Below are 20,233 nucleotides of genomic sequence, written 5' to 3'. Positions count from 1 at the left end.
ATTTAATTTCGTTATGACAAAGTCTAATATGAATCGTAGAACGTTTATAAATACAACAGCAAAAGCAAGTTTAGGTTTGGCAGTTGTGCCTCATTTTAACATATTAAAATCTAAACCAGAGATGTATGATGATATTATTGGTCATGGCGATTTTAAGTATAAAGTGCATAAATCTTGGGGAGATTTAGATAGGGCTATTACCCCTGTAAAGAATTGTCATGAAATGGTAATGGATTCTCAAGGCAGACTTATAATGGTGGGTGATGACACGCATAATAATGTTTTAATCTATGATAAATCCGGTAAATTGTTAGATGCTTGGGGAGTGCGTTACAAAGGAGGTCATGGATTATCTTTATGGAATGATGGCTCTGATGATTTTTTGTTTATTGCAGATACTAAAGGAGGTGAACTTATTAAAACCACAACTGATGGTAAAGAATTAATGATAATAGGGCATCCATCCTTATATGGAGCATACGATAAAAAGGATAAATTTAAACCTACTGAAAGTGCCATTGGACCTAATGGAGATATATACATAGCCGATGGTTATGGGTCGCAGTACATACTTCAATTTACAAAAGACGGAGAGTTTATTAGAAAAATTGGAGAAGGAAATGGCACAGGGCAAAATCAATTTCAAACAGCACATGGTGTTTGTATAGATTACAGAGGAAAAGGAGAGCCAACATTGCTAATAACCTCTAGAGCTAGTAATTGTTTTAAGCGTTTTACATTAGATGGCGTGTATATAGAGCAAATAGACTTACCAGGAGCCTTTGTTTGTCGTCCTGTTATTCATAATGATAACTTATATTCGGGTGTATGTTGGTCTTCAGAAATCGACTATGATGCTTCAAGACGATTGAAAACACACCCAACTAAAACTAGTCCAGGTTCAGGATTCGTAACTATTTTGGATGACAAAGGTAAAGTAGTTTCCAACCCTGGTGGTACAAAACCAAAGTATAAAAAAGGAAAACTACAGCGCATGGTACAAGAACAACCTATTTTTCGCCATTGTCATGATGTGTGTATTGATAACGATGAAAACTTATATGTATGCCAATGGAATGCAAATAAGACTTACCCTATAAAGTTAGAAAGAGTTTAAGTTTTTGTATTCAGGTCATTACAGGATTACTTTAGAAAAGGTATACACTATCTTTGAATAATCCAAAGTCATAATTATGTTAAATAAGTTTTTTGTTGTTTGTTTTCTGATGCTAATATCAATAGTTGTATCAGCTCAAGATTACCCTTTTAGCTTGCCATCTAACATGAAGGCAACTATTAATATTAATTCTTCATCACAAGAAGCGTTTAATAATTTATTATTAGGTACAAATACACATCATTTTTCAACCACAAAAGAAAAAGATTTAATTAATAAATTAAAACCAATAACGATAAGGTTTCCACATGGGTTATGGGCTAATTGGTATGACTGGAGAAGAGATGTAACCAGGCTTTTTGGAGCGGAAAGTTTTCAATATGAACAAGGCGTAAATAAGACTATTAAAACAAAATCACCTGACCTGTTAGCAAATATAAAAATATTTGATAGCAATAATATCAAAGTTGGTATTGACGGATTAACAAGTTTAAATGCCACTAGGAAATCAACAACAGGTAAGGGGTTTGATATGATGTGGACTTTTAATATGAGTGCAGATGGTACTGATTTCAATAATGGAAGTCCAGAAACTATAGCAAGATACAATAATTTGATTTCTAGAGGTTTTGAAGTAAAAGTTATAGAATTGGGGAATGAAAACTTTTATCCTGGTCAACGTAGCTCAATCATACCTAATGCCGAAGATTATATCGCTAGAGCAAAATCGATGTCTGCAGCACTAAAAACCAAAGACCCAAATATAAGAGTTTCTATACCATTATTGAGAAGAGACAGTTGGGCAAACCCTAATTGGAATAGAGATGTAACCCAAGATCTTAGTTATTTTGATGCGGTTACTGTACACACCTATGTGGGTTCAGATCCTGATGACGTGAATAATAGTGATGAAGCTTTCGGTACAGCACTTACTGCCAGAAAATATTTAGGAAATTCTATTTATGATTATGCGCACAAAGTAGCACCTAATAAACCTATTTGGTTAACTGAGTGGGGTGTAAAATCTGGTGGACCAAATGCAGTTTCTGTTTTAGGAATGGCAGATTGCTATATTTTTATGAGTCAAAACCAAGATGTTTTTGAACGTGCCAACTGGTTTAGTGTTAACGGAAAATTGAACTCGCATTTTGTTTGGGAAACCTATATTTCTAATAGTGGAGTAGAGCGTCCAAGAATAAAGTATCCATTAGAAAAAACATTGTTTGGCTCTGCTTATGAAATTATACGTTTGGCTTTAGAAAATACCACTTTAATTGAAAGTAACGTAGAAGTATCTAACCTTGTTGATGGTGTAAAAGCTGTTAACGCAAGAGTTGTAACAAAAGATGGTAAAACTTCCATTTTTGTTGTAAACCTTAGTAATCAAGATGTGCCATTTAATGTAAATATAGATGGTGTAGCTTATACAGATACTAAAGTTCATAAAGCTATTACCTTTACTAAAATGGATGAAGAGAGAGTTATGGGGATTGATGTAGATCCATTAACTCTAATTAGCCAAGGAACTGAAGGAATTACGTTACCTAAATTTTCAATAAATATTATAGAATTAAGTAACGCAACATTATCTGCATCCAAAAAAATAAAAGAAGATGTGGTAAATATATATCCAAATCCTAATAGAGGTGTCTTCAATATAAATTTAAGCCATGGAGAAGAAATGCAATATAAAATTTATTCAATTAATGGTGCAGAAATCCAAAAAGGAAGTGTATTGTCAACTAAAGAAATTCGATTAAATAATCATAAAGCAGGTATCTATATTTTAAAAATAGAAGGAAATAGAGGCACATCAATGCATAAAATTGTATTGAATTAATATTCATTTTATAGAGAGGAAGCCTATTATAATTTTTTAAAATTTAATAGGTTTCTTCTTAAAACAGCAATGTAAAAACAGTTTCCACATCAGGTGTAGATTTTACCATTAAGTGCCCTTGATGCAATTTCATTATATGTTTAGAAAGACTTAAACCAATTCCTGTACCTTTTTCTTTGGTTGTAAAAAACGGAATAAAAATTTGCTTAAGATTGTTTTCTGATATTCCAGTTCCGTTATCTATAACTTGTATTTCTATATTTCCAGAAGTTGTTTTTATAGCTTGTAGTTTAATTACTCCGTTAGCATGATGAATTAAAGCATCTATCGAATTCTTAATCAAATTAACAAGTACCTGCATAATCTGATTTTCGTCTGCAAAAAGCTCTAAATTAGTTGGTGTAATTTGAGTTTCGAGAGATATGTTTTTATGTGCCTTTTCGTTACTTACTAACGTGATTATTTTTTCGAATAATGCAGGCACTTTTATAAGTGTTTTATCGGGTTTAGGAATTTTTGTTAAAGAACGATACCCTGTAACAAAATCGGTTAAACCTAAACTTTGTTCTTGTATTACGGCCAATCCTTTTTTTACTTTTTCTAAATCACTTTCTTTTAATTGGTCCAATTGAATTTTACCATTATCAGTTTTAATGACTTTAGATAAACTATCTGAAATAGAAGTTATTGGTGCCAAAGCATTCATGATTTCATGGCTCATTACCTTTATTAATCCCATCCAAGAATCGACTTGTTTAGTGTCTAATTCGCTATAAATATTTTGAATACTAACTAATAAAAGAGACACATTGTTAACTTCTATAGGTTTAGATTCAATTTTTAATTCAACTGTTGCACGTTCGTTCGTTATAGAAATTACCTGTTGCTTAAAAGGTTGTAGTTTGCTAACTAAATTATAGACGCTGTTATCTATTTTTTTAAGCTGTTGAATATGTGTAAGCACATCGCAATTCAACAATTTTTTTGCACTTTTGTTGGCAAATAAAATATGCCCTTTGGCATTAATAGATAATAAGCCAACATTGGTGTATGCTAATAAAGTTTGGTAGTATTGCTCTTGGGCTTGGGTATGTAATTTTTCATCTTGAATAATTCTATTAACTCTATTTAAATGCGCATTTAATTGATTTGTTACCGAGTTATTTGTGTTTTCTGAAAAGCTAATAGTGGAATCTGAGTTTTCTATAGCATTAAAGAAAAACATGAGTTTACGGTTGGTGCTGTTTAGAAAATTGACAAGTGAAATTATTTGTAAAATTAATACGACTCCTAATAATACAGCAACGCCTTTTATATCATTTAAAATAAAAAATACTACGCTAGCACATACCAATACTAGCAATAGTACTCTTAAAATTATTTTTAGATATAAATTTTTAGATAGCATTTTAGAATATTAAATTTTATAACGCTTTGTTTTATTGTATAAGGTTTGACGAGTGATACCTAACTGTTCTGCAGCAGTACTATAATTACCATCGTATTTTTTTAGCGCAGTAATAATCATATTTTTTTCCATTTCGTCAATGGTTATGTCTGCCGTGTTTAATGCTTTTGTTTGCCGCTGATTAAACATAAAATCATTTACCGTTAATAGGTTATTCTCACTTAAAATAACACAACGTTCCATAGTATGTTGTAGCTCTCTAATATTTCCAGGCCAAGTATATTTAAGTAGTTTTTTCTTGATGGCACTACTCAATTTTAATCCTTTTTTATCATATTTATTTGCATATTTATTTAAGAAAAATTCTGCCAATTCTATAATATCATTGCCACGTTCTCTAAGTGCGGGTACTTCAATATGTATAGTATTTATTCGGTACAACAAATCTTCTCTAAAAAGTCCTTCATCAACCATTTTATTCAAATCGCAATTGGTAGCGCAAACCAATCTAACATTTACAGGAATAACTTTGTTAGACCCAATGCGAACGATTTCTTTTTGTTGAATCACTTTTAATAATTTAGACTGTAACTGTAATGGCAAATTACCTATTTCATCTAAAAAAAGCGTACCATTATGAGCAACTTCAAACTTACCTGCTCTATCATTTTTAGCATCGGTAAAAGCGCCTTTTACATGTCCAAAAAGTTCACTTTCAAAAAGGCTTTCGGGTATGGCACTTACATCTACATTTACTAAAATTTCTTGATGTTGCGCAGATTGGTTGTGAATGGCTCGTGCAATTAACTCTTTACCAGTACCATTTTCGCCAGTTATTAAAACATTTGCAGAGGTTTTTGCAACTTTTTCAGTAATTTTTAAAACTGCATTTATCGCTGAAGAAGTTCCGATAATTTGCTGCTCTGTTTCGTTGATAAGGTGCTTTAATTTTTTTTCGCTTTGTTTTAGTAAACTTACTTCTTTCTTAGATTTTCCTAATTGAAAGGCTGCATGAATGGTGGCTAAAATCTTTTCGTTATCCCATGGTTTTAATACAAAATCTATAGCTCCTTCTTTTAAGGTATTTACAGCTAATTCTACATCACCAAAAGCAGTCATCATTATTACAGAAGCATCGGGTGCTATTTTTTTTAATTTTCGTAGCCAATAAAAACCTTCATTTCCTGTATTTATTCTGGATGAAAAATTCATATCCAAAAGAATAACATCGTAGCTTTTTAAATCGGTAACCGAAGATATTCCGTTTGGGTTTTGAAGCGTAGTTACAGTTTTGTAAACATCTTGCAACAACAATTCTAAGGCGCTTAGCACCCCTTTATTGTCGTCTACGATAAGTATTTTTCCAGATTGCAACATAATAATCCAAAGCTACAAATAAGAACAATACTCAACTACAAAGTGTAAAATATTTTTACACTTTGTATAAAAATATTTTACATAAAAAGGATAATTAGATATTGATGATGTTTGTAGTTTATTGAATTTCAGTGTATTGATTTTTTGGCACGCATATCGTTATATAAAATGCAAAACAATAAAAAATGAAAAACACTTTCCTAATTTTTGTAACCTATATTGCCTTTTCTTTAAATGGTAATGCACAAAAATTATGGACTTTAGAGGAATGCATTGTTTATGCTTGTGAAAATAACTTAGACCAAAAAACAAAAATTTACAATTCGGAGATTGATAAGGAATCGTTTCAACAATCTAAACGAGATTTTTTGCCAGACTTTAGTGCTGTATCAAATTTAAACAGACGATTTGGTAGGTATGTAGACCCAAATAATAACAACGTTATCAATACTGCAACGTCATCAAACACCTACGGAGTAACATCGTCTTTAAATCTGTTTAATAATTTTAAAAAGTGGCACCAAAGGTCGCAGAAAAAACTACTATATCATGCAAGCTTAGAAGCTGTTTTGCAAGCAAAATACAACCTTTCTTTTGATGTGATGAACGCTTTTTATCTTGTGAAATTTAGAGAAGATTTATTGCAAATCACAAAAGAAAAATTAGAAATCTCTAATTTAAACTACGAGTTGGTAACTTCAAAAATAGAACTAGGATTGCTAGCGAAATCTAATTTATACGATATTGAATCTGAATTAGGTACTAATAAATTAGAAATAGCTCAAGCCCAAAATGCCTTAAATGAAGCGACTTTAAATCTCATTCAAATCATGAATTTTAATGGCACGAGTATAAAGCTAAAACCCGATTTAGTAGCATTAAAATCTCTTGATAGTTTAACCTTAGAAACTGTTTTTTCTAAAGCAATTGCATTTCTTCCGTCTATTAAACAACAAGAATTACAGGTAAATGCTTCAGAAAAAAACTTGGCTATTAGAAAGAGTGATTTTTATCCATCATTAGCATTAAATGCGGCGTATAGAACAGGTTATTTTGAAACGAGTATTGATGAAAATGGATTGATAACTCCTTTTTTAGACCAGTTGTCTAATAATGCTGCCAAATCCATTGGTTTGTCTTTAAGAATTCCGATTACCAATAAATGGTCAAAACATTCCAGTGTAAAAATTGCTAAAATAAATATCTTAAAAGAAAAGAATATTCTAGAGCAAAAGAAGCAAGAACTTTATAAAGAAATACAAAAAACAATTCAAAAAAACACTGCGCTTTTAGCGGAGAAAGAGGAGAATGAGTCTAACCTAAAATCTAAAGAACTCGCTTTTAATTTTGCTCAAAAAAAGTTTAACAAAGGGCTGGCTACGATTTACGAATTAGAGGTTGCCAAAAATAATTTAGCACAAGCTAAAATTGAAAGAACCAGAATTAATTTACAATTACAATATCAAAAAAAGGCAATAGATTTTTATTGCGGTATTGCTGTTTTTCCTTTTAAATAATAACAAAGAATGGATACTAAAATAGAGAAGAAAAGAACACTACAACCCAAACATATTGGCATAGGATTACTTGTAATTATTTTAATCGCAATATTTCTATACAATAGTTTAGGCACGCCTAGTACATCATCAGAAGTTAAAAAAAATGAAATTACGATAACAGAGGTTAAGCGCTCTAATTTTAATGATTACATTACAATTAATGGCGTTGTAAAACCCATTACTACAGTATATCTTGATGCCTACGAAAACGGAAGAATTGTTGAAAAATATATAGAAGAAGGCAGTATTGTAAAAAAAGGAGATATTATATTAAAGCTAGAAAACAGGCAGTTATATGAGCAAATTTTAGCAAGCGAAAACAACCTAGCCATTAAGCAAAACAATTTAAGAGAAACAAAAATAAATTTTGAGTCGCAACGTGTTTTTAATCAAAAAAGTTTGCTTGAGGCAGAATACAGAGTTATAAAAGCAAACAGGTCTTTTGAGCAAAATAAATCGTTATTTGAAGAAGAATTAATAGCTAAAGAAAATTATATAAGAGCCAAAGAAGAAAAAGAATTGGCGTCTAAACAGTACGATGTTATCAAGTTTAAAGCAAAGCAAGATTCATTATTAAGTGCTACAGGTATAAAAGAATTAGACAACGATTTAATACGAATGAAAAAAACCTTAGCCATGGTTTATGAAAGAATTGAACATTTAAATGTTAGGGCTACTTTAGATGGCCAATTAGGAATGCTAGATGCAGAAATTGGGCAGAGTATTTCCCAAGGACAACGTATAGGGCAGATACACGTGTTAACCAATTTTAAAGTACAGTCTAATATAGATGAGCATTATATTGATAGAGTTACGCGACATGTTTCTGCATCTTTAGAACGCGATGGAGAAACCTATGCCTTAAAAACTAAAAAAGTATATCCGGAGGTAAGAGATGGAGAATTTCAAATAGACCTAAGTTTTATAAAAGAAAAACCAAACAATATTAGAACAGGGCAAAGTTATTTTATAAAATTAGAATTGGGTACACCTACAAATGCGATACTTGTTAGCAGAGGAGCATTCTCTAATACTACTGGCGGAAATTGGATTTACGTTGTAGATGCTTCTGGTAATTTTGCAACTAAACGCCAAATAAAAATAGGCAAACAAAACCCCCAATATTATGAAATTCTTGAAGGCCTAGAACCTAACGAACGTGTAATAACATCTAGCTATAAAAATTTTGAAAACAGCGATAAACTTATTTTAAATTAATAACCATGATACAGACAAAAAACCTAACTAAAATATTTATTACAGAAGATATACAAACTAAGGCATTAAACGATATAAATCTACATGTAAAAGACGGAGAATTTATTGCTATAATGGGGCCTTCTGGTTGTGGAAAATCGACCCTTTTAAATATACTTGGACTTATTGATATTCCATCCGATGGTAGTTATATGTTTCATGGAAAAGAAATAGGCAACCTAAAAGAAAAGGAGTTAACTAAAGCAAGAAAAGGTAATATTGGTTTCATTTTTCAGAGCTTTAATTTAATTGATGGCTTAACGGTTTACGAAAATGTTGAATTGCCATTAACGTTTATGAACATCAATCAAAAAGAACGAAAAGAAAAAGTAAAAGCTGTTTTAAAACGTATGAAAATAGACCACCGTTCTAACCATTTCCCGCAACAATTATCTGGAGGGCAGCAGCAACGTGTTGCTATTGCTAGAGCTGTAATTACCGAGCCTAAATTATTATTAGCAGATGAACCTACGGGAAATTTAGATTCTAAAAATGGTACCGAGGTTATGAATCTATTAACAGAGCTAAGTCAAGAAGGTGCAACTATTATTATGGTAACACACTCCGAAAGTGATGCAAATTACGCACACAGGGTCATCAACTTATTTGATGGAAAAATTGTAATGGAAACAAGCAATTAGTAATACAGCCAATTAACTAAATAACTAGATAAAAATGAACTTTATCAAACTAAATATTTTCTATCGTAATTTAAAAAGAGATAAACTTATTTCTATAATTAATGCAGTAGGTTTAATTATAGGTATACTAAGTGCCTTGTTTATTTTAGAGTATGTGTATTACCAAAGAAGCTACGATAGCCACCACGAAAATGCCAAAGATATTTATCGTGTTGCTTACAATCGTTATCAAAATAACGAAGTGTTATGGAAAACAGCCAATTCATTTCCACCAACCGGAAAATGGTTAAAAGAACATTATAGCGATGTTGTAAATCATGCGAGGATAACTCCAAAAAATGAAATAACCATAAGCTATAACAATGTAGCTGGAAGCAAAATTATTTATTCTGAAGATAAAACATACTATGCAACCTCTTCTATATTTGAAGTATTTACAATTCCATTATTGCAAGGTGAAAAAGACCCTTTAAAAGCGCCAAATACAGTAGCAATATCACACCTCGCAGCAGAGCGTTATTTTGGAGAAGAACGTCCGTTAGGTAAAACAATAAAAGTAAATGGTAATGAAGATTACATGATAACTGCTGTTTATAAAAAGATGCCAAAAAATTCGATTGTAAAATCCGATTTTTTGTTTTCTATGGAAACCATTTACAAACAACGTCCTAGAATTAGAACAAGTTGGACTTATGATTATGGCAGTACTTTTATACAACTAAAACCAAATAGCGATTATAAAAAGCTAGAGAAAGAAGGTCTTCCTGAAATGATAGCTGCTAATTATAAAAAGCGTCTAGATTCGCAAGGCAAAAGAGATACATACTATTTACAACCGTTGCAGGATATTCATTTAACTTCTAATATAGAATATGAATCGGAGCCTCCTGTTAATGGAAAAATTATAAGTATTCTTTTTGGATTTTCTATTTTTCTTTTAATTATAGCTTGGATTAATTTTATAAACCTAACTACAGCACGCTCTATAGAAAGAGCCAACGAGGTAGGTGTTAAAAAAATTAATGGAGCCTCAAAAATGAATTTAATAACTCAGTTTTTAAGTGAAGCTTTCCTTTTTAACATACTTTGCTTAGCCATAACTATTGTATTATTTTATGCTTTAAATCCTTGGTTTAAAACCATTACTCAAATAGGCGATTTTAATTTATTTGAGCACTCTAAATTCTTAGGTACATTTATAGTAATTTTTGTTTTAGGTATTATAATTTCCTGTATTTATCCTGCTGTTATATTACAATCCTATAAACCTGTAACTGTTTTAAAAGGGAAATTTAAAAACAAACGCGAAGGAGTCTTTTTTAGAAAGCTATTAGTTACTCTGCAATTTGTAATTTCAGTTGTATTGCTTTGCGGTACACTTATAGCATACAAGCAAGCTACGTTTTTAATGGAAAAAGATATGGGTATTAATTATGCTCAAAGTATAGTAATTAAAGCGCCCAAAACAGGAGAAAAACAGAGTGAATTACAAAATAAAATTCTTTTAATGAAAGATGAATTAACTCAAATTCCTGAAGTAAAAGGGTTTACTTTTTCATCTGATATTCCTGGTCAAGAAATTCAACATTGGTTTAGTTGTAGAAGAAAGGGGTACGACAAAACAGACACAAATTCTTTTTTCCAACTCTCTATAGATGACCAATTTCTAGAATTTTACAATATAAAACTACTTGCAGGAAGACTATTTAGGAAAGGCGAAAAGGAAACTGGAACCAAGAGTATTATTATGAATGTAAAAGCTATGGAACGTGTTGGTTATAAAACACCAGAAGAAGCTATTAATAACTTTGTTGTAACTGGTAGAAATGAAGAGTTTAAAATTATAGGCATTGTTGACGATTTTTATTATCAATCCATCAAAAACGAACCAGTACCAACGGTATTACGACTTACCGATAGTCACAAAGCCTTTTTAACATTAAAAGTAGCTAGTAATAATACCACCGAAATTCTTCAAAAGTTAAAAACCATTTATGAGAACTATTTCCCAGAACAACCTTTCGATTATTTGTCTCTAGAAAATAAGATAAGTAATACCTTGAAATCAGACCGAACGTTCTTATTTGTCTTTAGTTTATTTTCAATACTTGCCATTATAATTGCCGTAATTGGTATTGTGGGCTTAATATTAATCACTATTAGCCAACGTATGAAAGAAATAGGTGTTAGAAAAGTCCTCGGCTCAGAATTAATGGATGTCTCTAAATTACTAGCCAAAGAAGTTGCTTCACAGATTATTACAGCTATAATAATTGCCATTCCTTTAGCTTGGTATGGTTATCAAAATTGGTTTTTAAAAACCTATATTAATAGCATAGAGTTGCATATTTGGATGTTTTTAGTTCCTGTTATTGTGCTTTTTATAATCGTTTTTTTAGTAATTCATCTTGTGGCTTTAAGAGCGTACCAAATGACTTTGTCTGGAGTATTGCAAAATGAATGACATGAAATAGTTAAAGTAGTATTTTAAAAACACATGATAGTACAGGACGTTTTTCATATTTAAAGGTTATAAATTTCATCTGTTTTAAGTAGAAACTAATTCTTAAAGGTTAGTTTTTAAACTAAATTCTTTTATTTATGAGGCTGCTTAACTTATTAAAAACAACTGGTGTTGTTTTCTTTATAATATCACTTTTTTTACTATCCTGTGATAATAAATTTACTGAGAAAACGCTATCTCAAGATTTATTCAGCAAATTTCAAAATCCTCCTGCAGAAGCTAGGCCTTTTGTTCGTTGGTGGTGGAATGGTAATAAAATTAAATCTGTAGAAATTGATAGGCAATTAGAATCTCTAAAAAATGTTGGATTTGGTGGAGTAGAAATAAACCCAATTGCTATGCCAGTTGCTTTTAATAAAAGCGAAAAATCTTTGGTTTGGATGAGTGATGAATGGGTTGATATGGTAGTTCATGCAGCTAAAAAAGCCAAAGATTTGGGTATGATTACAGATATAATTGCTGGAACAGGTTGGCCATTTGGAGGAGAGTTTTTAAAAGATGAAGAAACGAGTCAGCGAATGGTGTCAGACTACATTGAGTATCGTTCTAAGGATATTATTAAAGTTGATGAAGAGCATTTAATTAGTTTATATAAAAAAAAGTTTGGAAAAACTAGAGCTCAAAGGCATGTAAGTAAAAGAACAACTTATAGGTTAGCTGGTCTTGCTTTGATTCCTAAAAATTGTAATGATAAAGATCAAGTAATAAATCTTTTAGATCATTTAGATAAGAATAGGAAACTAAACTATATAATTGAAAACTCAGGAGAATATTATTTAAGCTATTCGCTAATTCAGCAAAATTTTAGAGATGTTACTTTGGGTGCTCCAGGAGGGGCAGGTCCTGTTATGGATCATTATAAAAAAGAAATGACTTTAGCGTATTTAAATAGGTTAAAGAAAATATCGGAACGTTCTGGTATTCCATTAAATCAATTAATTAGAGCTATTTTTTGTGATAGTATTGAGGTTTCTGGTGCAAATTGGACAGATGGTTTTCAATCAATCTTTTTTAAAACCTATGGTTATAAATTGGCAAAATGGATACCTTTTATTTTTTATGCTTCAACAGGTAGTTATACTGATGATAATTATTCAAAGAATTTTTCAGTAGACTTTAAAAATAAATTAAAAAGAGTTCGATACGATTACAATAGACTGCTGGTAGAAGTGTTTTTAGAAAATTTTACAAAAACATATAAAGATTTTTGTGAAGCAAACGGAGTACTTTGTAGATACCAAGCTTATGGGACGCCATTTTTAATGGGTATGTTAGATGGGTATATGATACCAGACATTCCAGAAAGTAACAATTGGATTTATTCTGCGGCAATGAAAGATTCTTTATGGCAATGGAATCAAAGTCATGGGTATATGACTTGGAATATGTATGCTTCTGCTGGAGGTCATTTAACAAATAAAAATATTGTAAGTTCTGAGGTTATGACCAATACAAGAGGTGTTTTTAAAACAACTCTAGAAGAAATTAAGCAACATGATGATATGAATTTTATCACAGGTATCAATCATTCTATTTTACACGGTTACAATTATTCTCCAAAAGAAGAGCCATTTCCAGGTTGGATACGTTATGGAGCTTATTTTAGTGAGCAAAATACCTGGTGGAAACATCTATATAATTGGGTAGATTACAATGCAAGATTATCAGCGGTATTTCAAAATTCTCAAGCCGATAAATCTATAGCTATTCTTGGACCTACTGCCGATTTATGGGGAGACAAAGGTTTGGCAAGAGCACCTTTCCATTTAGAACCAAAGTATTTATATAAAATGTGGGAACCCATTAGTCAGTTAGGGTATTCTTGCGAATATATCAATCAAAAAGTTTTAACAGAAGCAACCATAGAAAATGGTGAAATCTCTTTTGGAAATATGAGCTATAAATTGTTGATTTTGGCTAGTCTAAAATCTATTCATCCAGAAACAGCTCTTTCAATTCAAAAATTTGTTGACTCTGGAGGTAAAGTTGTGGTAATAGATAAATTGCCTAAACAGTCATTACATTTTAAAGATTTTGATAAGAATGACAGCCGTGTAAAAGAAATTATAGAGAAGATTTTGGCAGAGAAACCGAACTCTATCATTCAAATAAAACAACCAAATTCGTTAGCGCAATTATATACTTGGACAGAGAACTTGCTTAAAAAATCTGAAGTTACTCCAGATGTAATTATCGATAATCCTACTAAAAAAGTATATCAAATTCATCAATATACTAAAGATAAAGACCTATATTTTTTTACAAATGTACATAGGTTTACCAGTGCAAACTTTAATGCTAAATTTCCTGTAAATCATAAATATCCTTATGTGTGGAACCCAGAAACAGGAGAAAGAAAACCATTCTATTATGCTAAAAACACCAATGAATTATCTATTTCACTTAAAGCATTAGAGTCTTTATTGTTGGTTTTTGAAAATGAAAAACCAATAGAAACTCCGATGATGAATCCAACTAAAGTTGAAAAATCTAAAGCAATTACTGGAATTTGGAATGTTACAGGAAAAAGAGTAGATGGCAAAATACTTACTTGGCAAATGAATGAATTGATTGATTTTAGTAAATCTGAGGATAAAAACCAGAGTTCATTTGGTGGAGAAATCAGTTATAAAATTACTTTAAATAACAACGTTAATTATACACATTTAGATTTAGGAAATGTAAACGGAGGAGTTACAGAATTATATGTAAATGGAAAAAAAGTAGGCAAACGTTGGTATGGAGAAGCGGTTTATGCTATTGCAGATTATTTAGAACAAGGAGAAAATAAATTAGAAATTAAATACACTACTGTGTTAGCTAATTATTGCAAATCTCTAGATAATCCATTAACAAACAGATGGACTAGAAATTATAAAGACAAAGTTTCTACAGGAATGGAAGGGCCTGTTATATTAGTTAGATATTAATATTCAATTAAAATTAGTAACATGACTGTACAGGACAACGATTTAAATAAATTCAAATAATTTTATTTTTTCATAGAATCATAACAAAATAAATAAATTTAAGATTTATCTAATGATCAACAAACAATCTCTTTTTTCAATAGTTCTTTTAGCTATTTTCTGTGTATCCTGTAAACAGGTTTATATCTCAAAAACACCAATGTCTTTTGAGAATTTATCAGTAAACACAAAGCATAACCCTTCAGCAATAGAAAGTAAACAGCCTTTGTTTTCTTGGGTTATAAATGTAGAAGAATACAATAAGTCACAATCTGCTTTTCATATTTTAGTAGCATCATCTAAAGAAAAATTAAATGATAGCGATGCTGATATTTGGAATTCTGATAAAGTAGCAAGTAACAAATCTACATTTGTTAAATATCAAGGAAAAGATTTAGAAGCTTTACAAACGTATTTTTGGAAAGTAAAAATTTGGGATGAAAAAGGTTCATCTTCGAACTGGTCAGATGTTCAAGAATTTACAATGGGTTTAATGAATTCTAAAAACTGGGCAAATTCCAAATGGATTACTTTAAATAAAGACACCAGAACTTCGCCTTATCAATATAGAGATTACAAAACAGGTAGAATGAGAAATCAGCCAGCAAAAAAGGTAAACGGTTTTGCTGCTAGTTATTTTAGAAATGAATTAGAGCTTGATAAAGAAGTAGAAAATGCACAAGTTTATATTTGTGGTTTAGGGTATTACGAGTTGTATTTAAATGGAGATAAGGTGGGTGACCATGTCTTAGACCCAGCACCGTCTAACTACGATAAGCAAGCATATTATGTAAATTATGATATTACAGAACAAGTAAAATCTGGGAAAAATGCTTTCGGAATTATATTAGGAAACGGATTTTACGGACAAAATATTTCTTGGAGTAGAGATCCAGAATCGAATAAAAAAGGAGTTTCTTACGGGAAACCAACAGTGCGTTGTTTGGTAAAATTAAATTACTCAGATGGTACATCAGCAGATTTTTATACAGATGAAAACTGGAAAGAAGCTACAGGACCAATTGTTTTTAATAATATTTACGGAGGTGATACATACGATGCACGTTATGAATTGGGTAACTGGAATACTGTTGGCTATGATGATGCAAAATGGGGTAATGCAAAAGTAACATCACCTAATGTTAAAAAAATAAGTGCAAGTCAAATTCCACCAATTAAAAAATTAAAAGAGTTTGAACCGCAAAAAGTTTTTAAAGGGTCAGATGGTAACTGGATTGTAGATTTTGGTCAAAATATTGCGGGTTGGGTAAAACTAAATGTTAAAGAAAAAGAAGGGCAATTAATAGAAGTTGTTACTACAGAAGCCTTGTTAACAAATGGAAAAGATATTTTTAAAGGATCTACAGGAGGTGGAGCAAACGGAATGGCTCAAATATACAAGTACATTTGTAAAGGAGAAGGTGTTGAATCTTGGGAACCTAAATTTAGTTACCATGGTTTTCGATATGCAAAAATTACAGGAATTTCTAGAAAACCAGATGCTGATATGATTAAAGCTGTTTTGGTAGCTACAGATATTCAAGAAACAGGAAATTTTACATCTTCTGATGAATTGCTAAATAAAATGCATAGCATTAGTAAATGGACAATTGTAGACAATGTACATGGTATTCCAGAAGATTGTCCACACAGAGAAAAATGTGGTTGGTTAGGTGATGCACATGCGTTTTGCGAATATGCGTTGTATAATTATGACATGTACGATTTCTATAAAAAATATATGGAAGACATCAAAACACAAATGAGGCCAACAATAGGACATAACAATCCAGAATTGAAGTTTCAAGTACCTACAATGATTGCTCCTGGTAAAAGAACATCAACTTATGCAAAAATAGATTGGGGAGTTGCAACCATGTATTTGCCTTGGTACAATTATAAGTTTTATGGTGATGATGAAATCGTAAAAGAGTATTACGAACCAATGAAAGGTTTAACCGATTTTTACCTCAATTTTAAAGGAGAAAACGGCATTATGCAAGACGGAATGGGAGATTGGTGTCCACCACTTTGGGATAGAAGAAAGAATCCAAGTGCTATGGAATGTGACCCAATTATTTCTGCAAATGCATATTTTTATGATGTTTTAGGCGTAATGGAAACTTTTGCAAAAATGAATAATGATGCTGCTTATGAAGCAAAAATGAAACAAGAAAAAGAAGCGTTAAAAACAGCATTCAATAAAGAGTTTTTAGTTAATATTCCAAATACAAAACACAAATGGTATCAGAGTCAAACAGCAACTGTACAAGCTTTACAATTTGGTATGGTTCCAGAAGAGGAAATAGAAACTGTTGTTAATGGATTAGCTTATAATATTGTAGAAGTTCGAGGAGGTCATCATAATACAGGGATTCATGGTAATAGATACATTTACACAGTTTTGTCTAAGTATGGTAAAGCAGATTTGGCCTATCAAATTTTAACTACACCAGATTTTCCTAGTCAGACTTATGTAATGAATTCAGGGTTTACCACATGGCCAGAACGTCAGTTTATTTGGGAAAAAATGGAAGGACCAAGCAACTCTTTAAATCACCCTATGCACAGTGGTTTTGCTGCATATTTCTTTGAGTCTTTAGGAGGAATTAAATCTTCTATGGAAGCTCCAGGCTTTAAAATGTTTACGGTAAATCCAGAATTTCCTAGTCAAGTTATCAATACAACTGTTTCTGTGCCTTCACCTTATGGGGATATTAAAAATAGTTGGAGATCAGAAAGTGGTCTTTTAACAATGAATCTTGAAGTACCTTTTAATACAAAGGCTAAAATCATTTTAAACAAAAAAGAATTTGAAAGTTTAAAAATAAACGATGCTTCTTTTGATGATAAAGATGAAGTAGTTTTAGGTTCTGGAAAGTATAAAATTGAATATAAAAAATCATAAAAATAAATTCAATACACAACAGGATACTTTGTAATTAAAGTTCAATTAATTTTGTATTAATCATAAAAATAAAGTAGTGAAAAATAAAGTTTTACTTTTTATATTATCAGTCGTTACAATACAAATATTCTCGCAAACCGCTAGTTGTGATGGATCATTACCATTTGAAGAAAAAAATGGTGTTATAACTATAGAAATGGAATCTGGAATTATAAATGATGATAGGTGGAAAATTGCTACAGAAACTTTTGAAGGTGAAGAAGTAACGTATTTGCATTGGACAGGTGCTGAATCTTTTAGTAAACTTTCTGGTGCGCCAATTACTTATAAAATTAAAATAAATAATCCAGGAACATACAGGTTTGCTTGGAGAATGAGAGTTGGTAAAGGTACTAGTAAAGGAGAACACAATGATGCTTGGTTAAAAATAGATGGAGAAGATTTTTATGGAATTAAAAATGGTGCAAAAGTATATCCAAAACCTTATTGTAATTCAAGTAATGAATTAACTTGTGCAGCAGGAACTTCTACTCAGAATTTTATAAAAGCTTTTGGGAATCGTTTAGATTATGGTTTTGTAACCAATACAAACGATCATGTTGCACATAGAGTTTGGGTTGTTTTTGAAGCAAAAGAATATACTATTACAGTAGACGCAAGATCGTCTTATTTATTTATAGATAAAATGGTATTAAAAAGAAGTACGGTTTCAGATAGTGTTGCTTTTAATTTATCAAATCCAGAATCTACATGTTATGATGCTTCGTTATCTACAAACAATATTATTAAGCAAGAGGTTAGTATTTATCCAAACCCAACAAATGGGAAAATAGAAATTAAAAATCTACCAGAAAATTCAAAATTAATTATTACTGATATTTTAGGAGCTAGAGTTCGTCAGATAAATGTAAAATCAACATCACAAACTATTGATATTAGTAATTTAAAAAAAGGTGTATATTTTATCTCTAACAACGACAAAAAAAATCATTTTGTTAGAAAGATTATTAAAATTTAATTCTTCACAAATAATAATTCAGCATTGAAGAAAATAGTATTTTTTTTTGGATTATTATTTATAGTATATTTTTCTAGTTGTAATTCAGAAAAAGATAAGTTAAATCTAAAGAAACCAAATGTACTTTTTATTTTGGTTGATGATTTAGGTTATCATGATTTAGGTATTACAGGTAGCACATTTTATGAAACTCCAAATATAGACAAACTAGGAGAACAATCTGTTTGGTTTAAAAATGGATATGCTTCAAGTAGAGTTTGTAGCCCTTCAAGAGCAAGTATTTTAACAGGTAAATTTACAGCTCGTCATGGAATCACAGATTGGATTGGTGCCAAAGTTGGTAAAGATTGGAGAACAAGAAATAGACACGACAAATTACTACCTGCAGATTATGTAAGAGCTCTTCCAAAGCAAGATATAACCATTGCTGAAGCATTTAAAAATAAAGGATATGCTACTTTTTTTGCAGGTAAATGGCATTTAGGAGATAAAGGTTCGTATCCAGAAGACCATGGTTTTGATATTAACAAAGGAGGGTTTCATAGAGGTGGCCCTTCAGGTGGATTTTTTGCGCCTTTTAGAAATCCAAAATTAAAAGATAAGAAAGAAGGAGAGAATTTAACCTTACGTTTAGCTAATGAAACAGCAAGTTTTATAAAGCAAAATAAAGAGAAACCATTTTTTGCATATCTTTCTTTTTATGCTGTCCATGCGCCTATACAAACTACAGAAACCAAATGGAAAAAGTATAGAGATAAAGCAGATAGTTTGGGAGTTGCAAAATCTGGTTATAAAATGGAGCGTGTTTTACCAATTAGGCAAGTTCAAGATAATCCCATTTATGGTGGTTTAGTTGAAACGATGGATGATGCTGTGGGTATTGTTTTAAAAGCGTTAAAGGATAATGGTTTAGATAAAAATACCATTGTAATTTTTACCTCTGATAATGGTGGTGTGGCTTCTGGCGATAATTATTCTACCAGTAATTTACCTCTAAGAGGAGGTAAAGGGTATCAATGGGAAGGTGGTATTAGAGAACCTTTTTTTATAAAAGTACCTTGGTTGAAAACAAAAGAACTAGCATCAGATTTTCCTGTAATTCATACCGATTTTTATCCCACGTTATTAGATTTAGCAGGTGTTCCCTTACAACCAGAACAACATATAGATGGCATTAGTTTAAAACCTATTTTAGAAGGTAAACACATCAATTTAGAGAGACCATTATATTGGCATTATCCACATTATGGCAATCAAGGAGGAGAACCTTCTTCTATCATTCAACAAAATGGCTGGAAATTAATACATTATTGGGAAGATAATAGAGAGGAATTATTCAAATTACCCTCTACAGAAAAAGACGAATTAAACGTAATTACAAAACATCCAAAAATTGCTCAAAAATTAAGCAATCAACTAAGATCTTGGTTACATGAAGTTGGTGCAAAATATCCTAAAAAGGATATAGAATTTGATAGTATTAAACGTCAAAAAAGACTAATAAACATCAAAACTAAAAAGTTAGAGTCTTTAGAAAAAAACAGGTTAAAAGTATTATCTAAAGATTTTAAACCCAATGAGAATTGGTGGAAAAGTAAAATTACTAAAGACTAAA

Annotated in this window: 12 protein-coding genes; 10 read left to right on the top strand and 2 right to left on the bottom strand. The window is 31.0% G+C overall.

Annotated elements, in window-relative coordinates:
- Window positions 1-13 precede the first annotated feature (13 nt).
- Both Q0662_RS04080 and Q0662_RS04075 read left to right on the top strand, forming a co-directional pair.
- Window positions 14-1,117 carry a 6-bladed beta-propeller gene (locus tag Q0662_RS04080; protein ID WP_235869078.1) on the top strand — a complete coding sequence of 368 codons (1,104 nt, stop codon included), beginning with the start codon at window positions 14-16 and terminating at the stop codon, window positions 1,115-1,117.
- Window positions 1,118-1,283: 166 nt separating this feature from the next.
- On the top strand, window positions 1,284-2,957 hold the full coding sequence (locus Q0662_RS04075) for a T9SS type A sorting domain-containing protein (protein WP_298947397.1): 1,674 nt from the start codon (window positions 1,284-1,286) through the stop codon (window positions 2,955-2,957).
- 58 nt (window positions 2,958-3,015) lie between these two features.
- On the opposite strand, the gene Q0662_RS04070 is transcribed toward Q0662_RS04075, so the two are convergent.
- Both Q0662_RS04070 and Q0662_RS04065 read right to left on the bottom strand, forming a co-directional pair.
- Window positions 3,016-4,365 carry a PAS domain-containing sensor histidine kinase gene (locus Q0662_RS04070; protein ID WP_298947395.1) on the bottom strand — a complete coding sequence of 450 codons (1,350 nt, stop codon included), beginning with the start codon at window positions 4,363-4,365 and terminating at the stop codon, window positions 3,016-3,018.
- Window positions 4,366-4,374: 9 nt separating this feature from the next.
- The gene (locus Q0662_RS04065; protein ID WP_298947393.1) at window positions 4,375-5,742 is read right to left on the bottom strand and encodes a sigma-54 dependent transcriptional regulator; all 1,368 of its coding nucleotides are present in this window, start codon (window positions 5,740-5,742) and stop codon (window positions 4,375-4,377) included.
- Window positions 5,743-5,927: 185 nt separating this feature from the next.
- On the opposite strand from Q0662_RS04065, the gene Q0662_RS04060 reads away from it, so the two are divergent.
- The 8 genes from Q0662_RS04060 (at window position 5,928) to Q0662_RS04025 (ending at window position 20,232) form a co-directional block, all read left to right on the top strand.
- On the top strand, window positions 5,928-7,259 hold the full coding sequence (locus tag Q0662_RS04060) for a TolC family protein (RefSeq protein WP_298947391.1): 1,332 nt from the start codon (window positions 5,928-5,930) through the stop codon (window positions 7,257-7,259).
- Window positions 7,260-7,268: 9 nt separating this feature from the next.
- Window positions 7,269-8,519 (top strand): HlyD family efflux transporter periplasmic adaptor subunit, encoded by a 1,251-nt coding sequence (locus tag Q0662_RS04055; protein WP_298947389.1) that lies wholly within the window; start codon window positions 7,269-7,271, stop codon window positions 8,517-8,519.
- 5 nt (window positions 8,520-8,524) lie between these two features.
- Window positions 8,525-9,199: an ABC transporter ATP-binding protein gene (locus Q0662_RS04050; protein WP_109403607.1), complete on the top strand. Its 675-nt coding sequence runs from the start codon at window positions 8,525-8,527 to the stop codon at window positions 9,197-9,199.
- A 34-nt stretch (window positions 9,200-9,233) separates the two neighbouring features.
- On the top strand, window positions 9,234-11,663 hold the full coding sequence (locus tag Q0662_RS04045) for an ABC transporter permease (RefSeq protein ID WP_298947387.1): 2,430 nt from the start codon (window positions 9,234-9,236) through the stop codon (window positions 11,661-11,663).
- 137 nt (window positions 11,664-11,800) lie between these two features.
- Window positions 11,801-14,653 carry a glycosyl hydrolase gene (locus Q0662_RS04040; protein ID WP_298947385.1) on the top strand — a complete coding sequence of 951 codons (2,853 nt, stop codon included), beginning with the start codon at window positions 11,801-11,803 and terminating at the stop codon, window positions 14,651-14,653.
- 112 nt (window positions 14,654-14,765) lie between these two features.
- Window positions 14,766-17,600 carry an alpha-L-rhamnosidase gene (locus tag Q0662_RS04035; RefSeq protein WP_298947383.1) on the top strand — a complete coding sequence of 945 codons (2,835 nt, stop codon included), beginning with the start codon at window positions 14,766-14,768 and terminating at the stop codon, window positions 17,598-17,600.
- Window positions 17,601-17,676: 76 nt separating this feature from the next.
- Entirely contained in the window at window positions 17,677-18,618 is a 942-nt protein-coding gene (locus Q0662_RS04030) for a T9SS type A sorting domain-containing protein (RefSeq protein ID WP_298947381.1), read from the top strand.
- 24 nt (window positions 18,619-18,642) lie between these two features.
- Window positions 18,643-20,232, top strand: coding sequence for a sulfatase (locus Q0662_RS04025; protein WP_298947379.1), 1,590 nt, complete (start codon window positions 18,643-18,645; stop codon window positions 20,230-20,232).
- Window position 20,233: the final 1 nt, after the last annotated feature.

The sequence above is a fragment of the uncultured Polaribacter sp. genome (assembly GCF_947503855.1).
Lineage (GTDB): Bacteria > Bacteroidota > Bacteroidia > Flavobacteriales > Flavobacteriaceae > Polaribacter.
The sequence above is the reverse complement of the archived record's forward strand: the minus strand, read 5'-3'. Positions and strand labels throughout refer to the sequence as shown.

Excerpts from the sequence above, each read along its gene's own strand:
- Q0662_RS04080 (WP_235869078.1), top strand. The coding sequence starts at position 14 with ATGACAAAGTCTAATATGAATCGTAGAACGTTTATAAATACAACAGCA.
- Q0662_RS04075 (WP_298947397.1), top strand. The coding sequence starts at position 1,284 with ATGAAGGCAACTATTAATATTAATTCTTCATCACAAGAAGCGTTTAAT.
- Q0662_RS04070 (WP_298947395.1), bottom strand. The coding sequence starts at position 4,365 with ATGCTATCTAAAAATTTATATCTAAAAATAATTTTAAGAGTACTATTG.
- Q0662_RS04065 (WP_298947393.1), bottom strand. The coding sequence starts at position 5,742 with ATGTTGCAATCTGGAAAAATACTTATCGTAGACGACAATAAAGGGGTG.
- Q0662_RS04060 (WP_298947391.1), top strand. The coding sequence starts at position 5,928 with ATGAAAAACACTTTCCTAATTTTTGTAACCTATATTGCCTTTTCTTTA.
- Q0662_RS04055 (WP_298947389.1), top strand. The coding sequence starts at position 7,269 with ATGGATACTAAAATAGAGAAGAAAAGAACACTACAACCCAAACATATT.
- Q0662_RS04050 (WP_109403607.1), top strand. The coding sequence starts at position 8,525 with ATGATACAGACAAAAAACCTAACTAAAATATTTATTACAGAAGATATA.
- Q0662_RS04045 (WP_298947387.1), top strand. The coding sequence starts at position 9,234 with ATGAACTTTATCAAACTAAATATTTTCTATCGTAATTTAAAAAGAGAT.
- Q0662_RS04040 (WP_298947385.1), top strand. The coding sequence starts at position 11,801 with ATGAGGCTGCTTAACTTATTAAAAACAACTGGTGTTGTTTTCTTTATA.
- Q0662_RS04035 (WP_298947383.1), top strand. The coding sequence starts at position 14,766 with ATGATCAACAAACAATCTCTTTTTTCAATAGTTCTTTTAGCTATTTTC.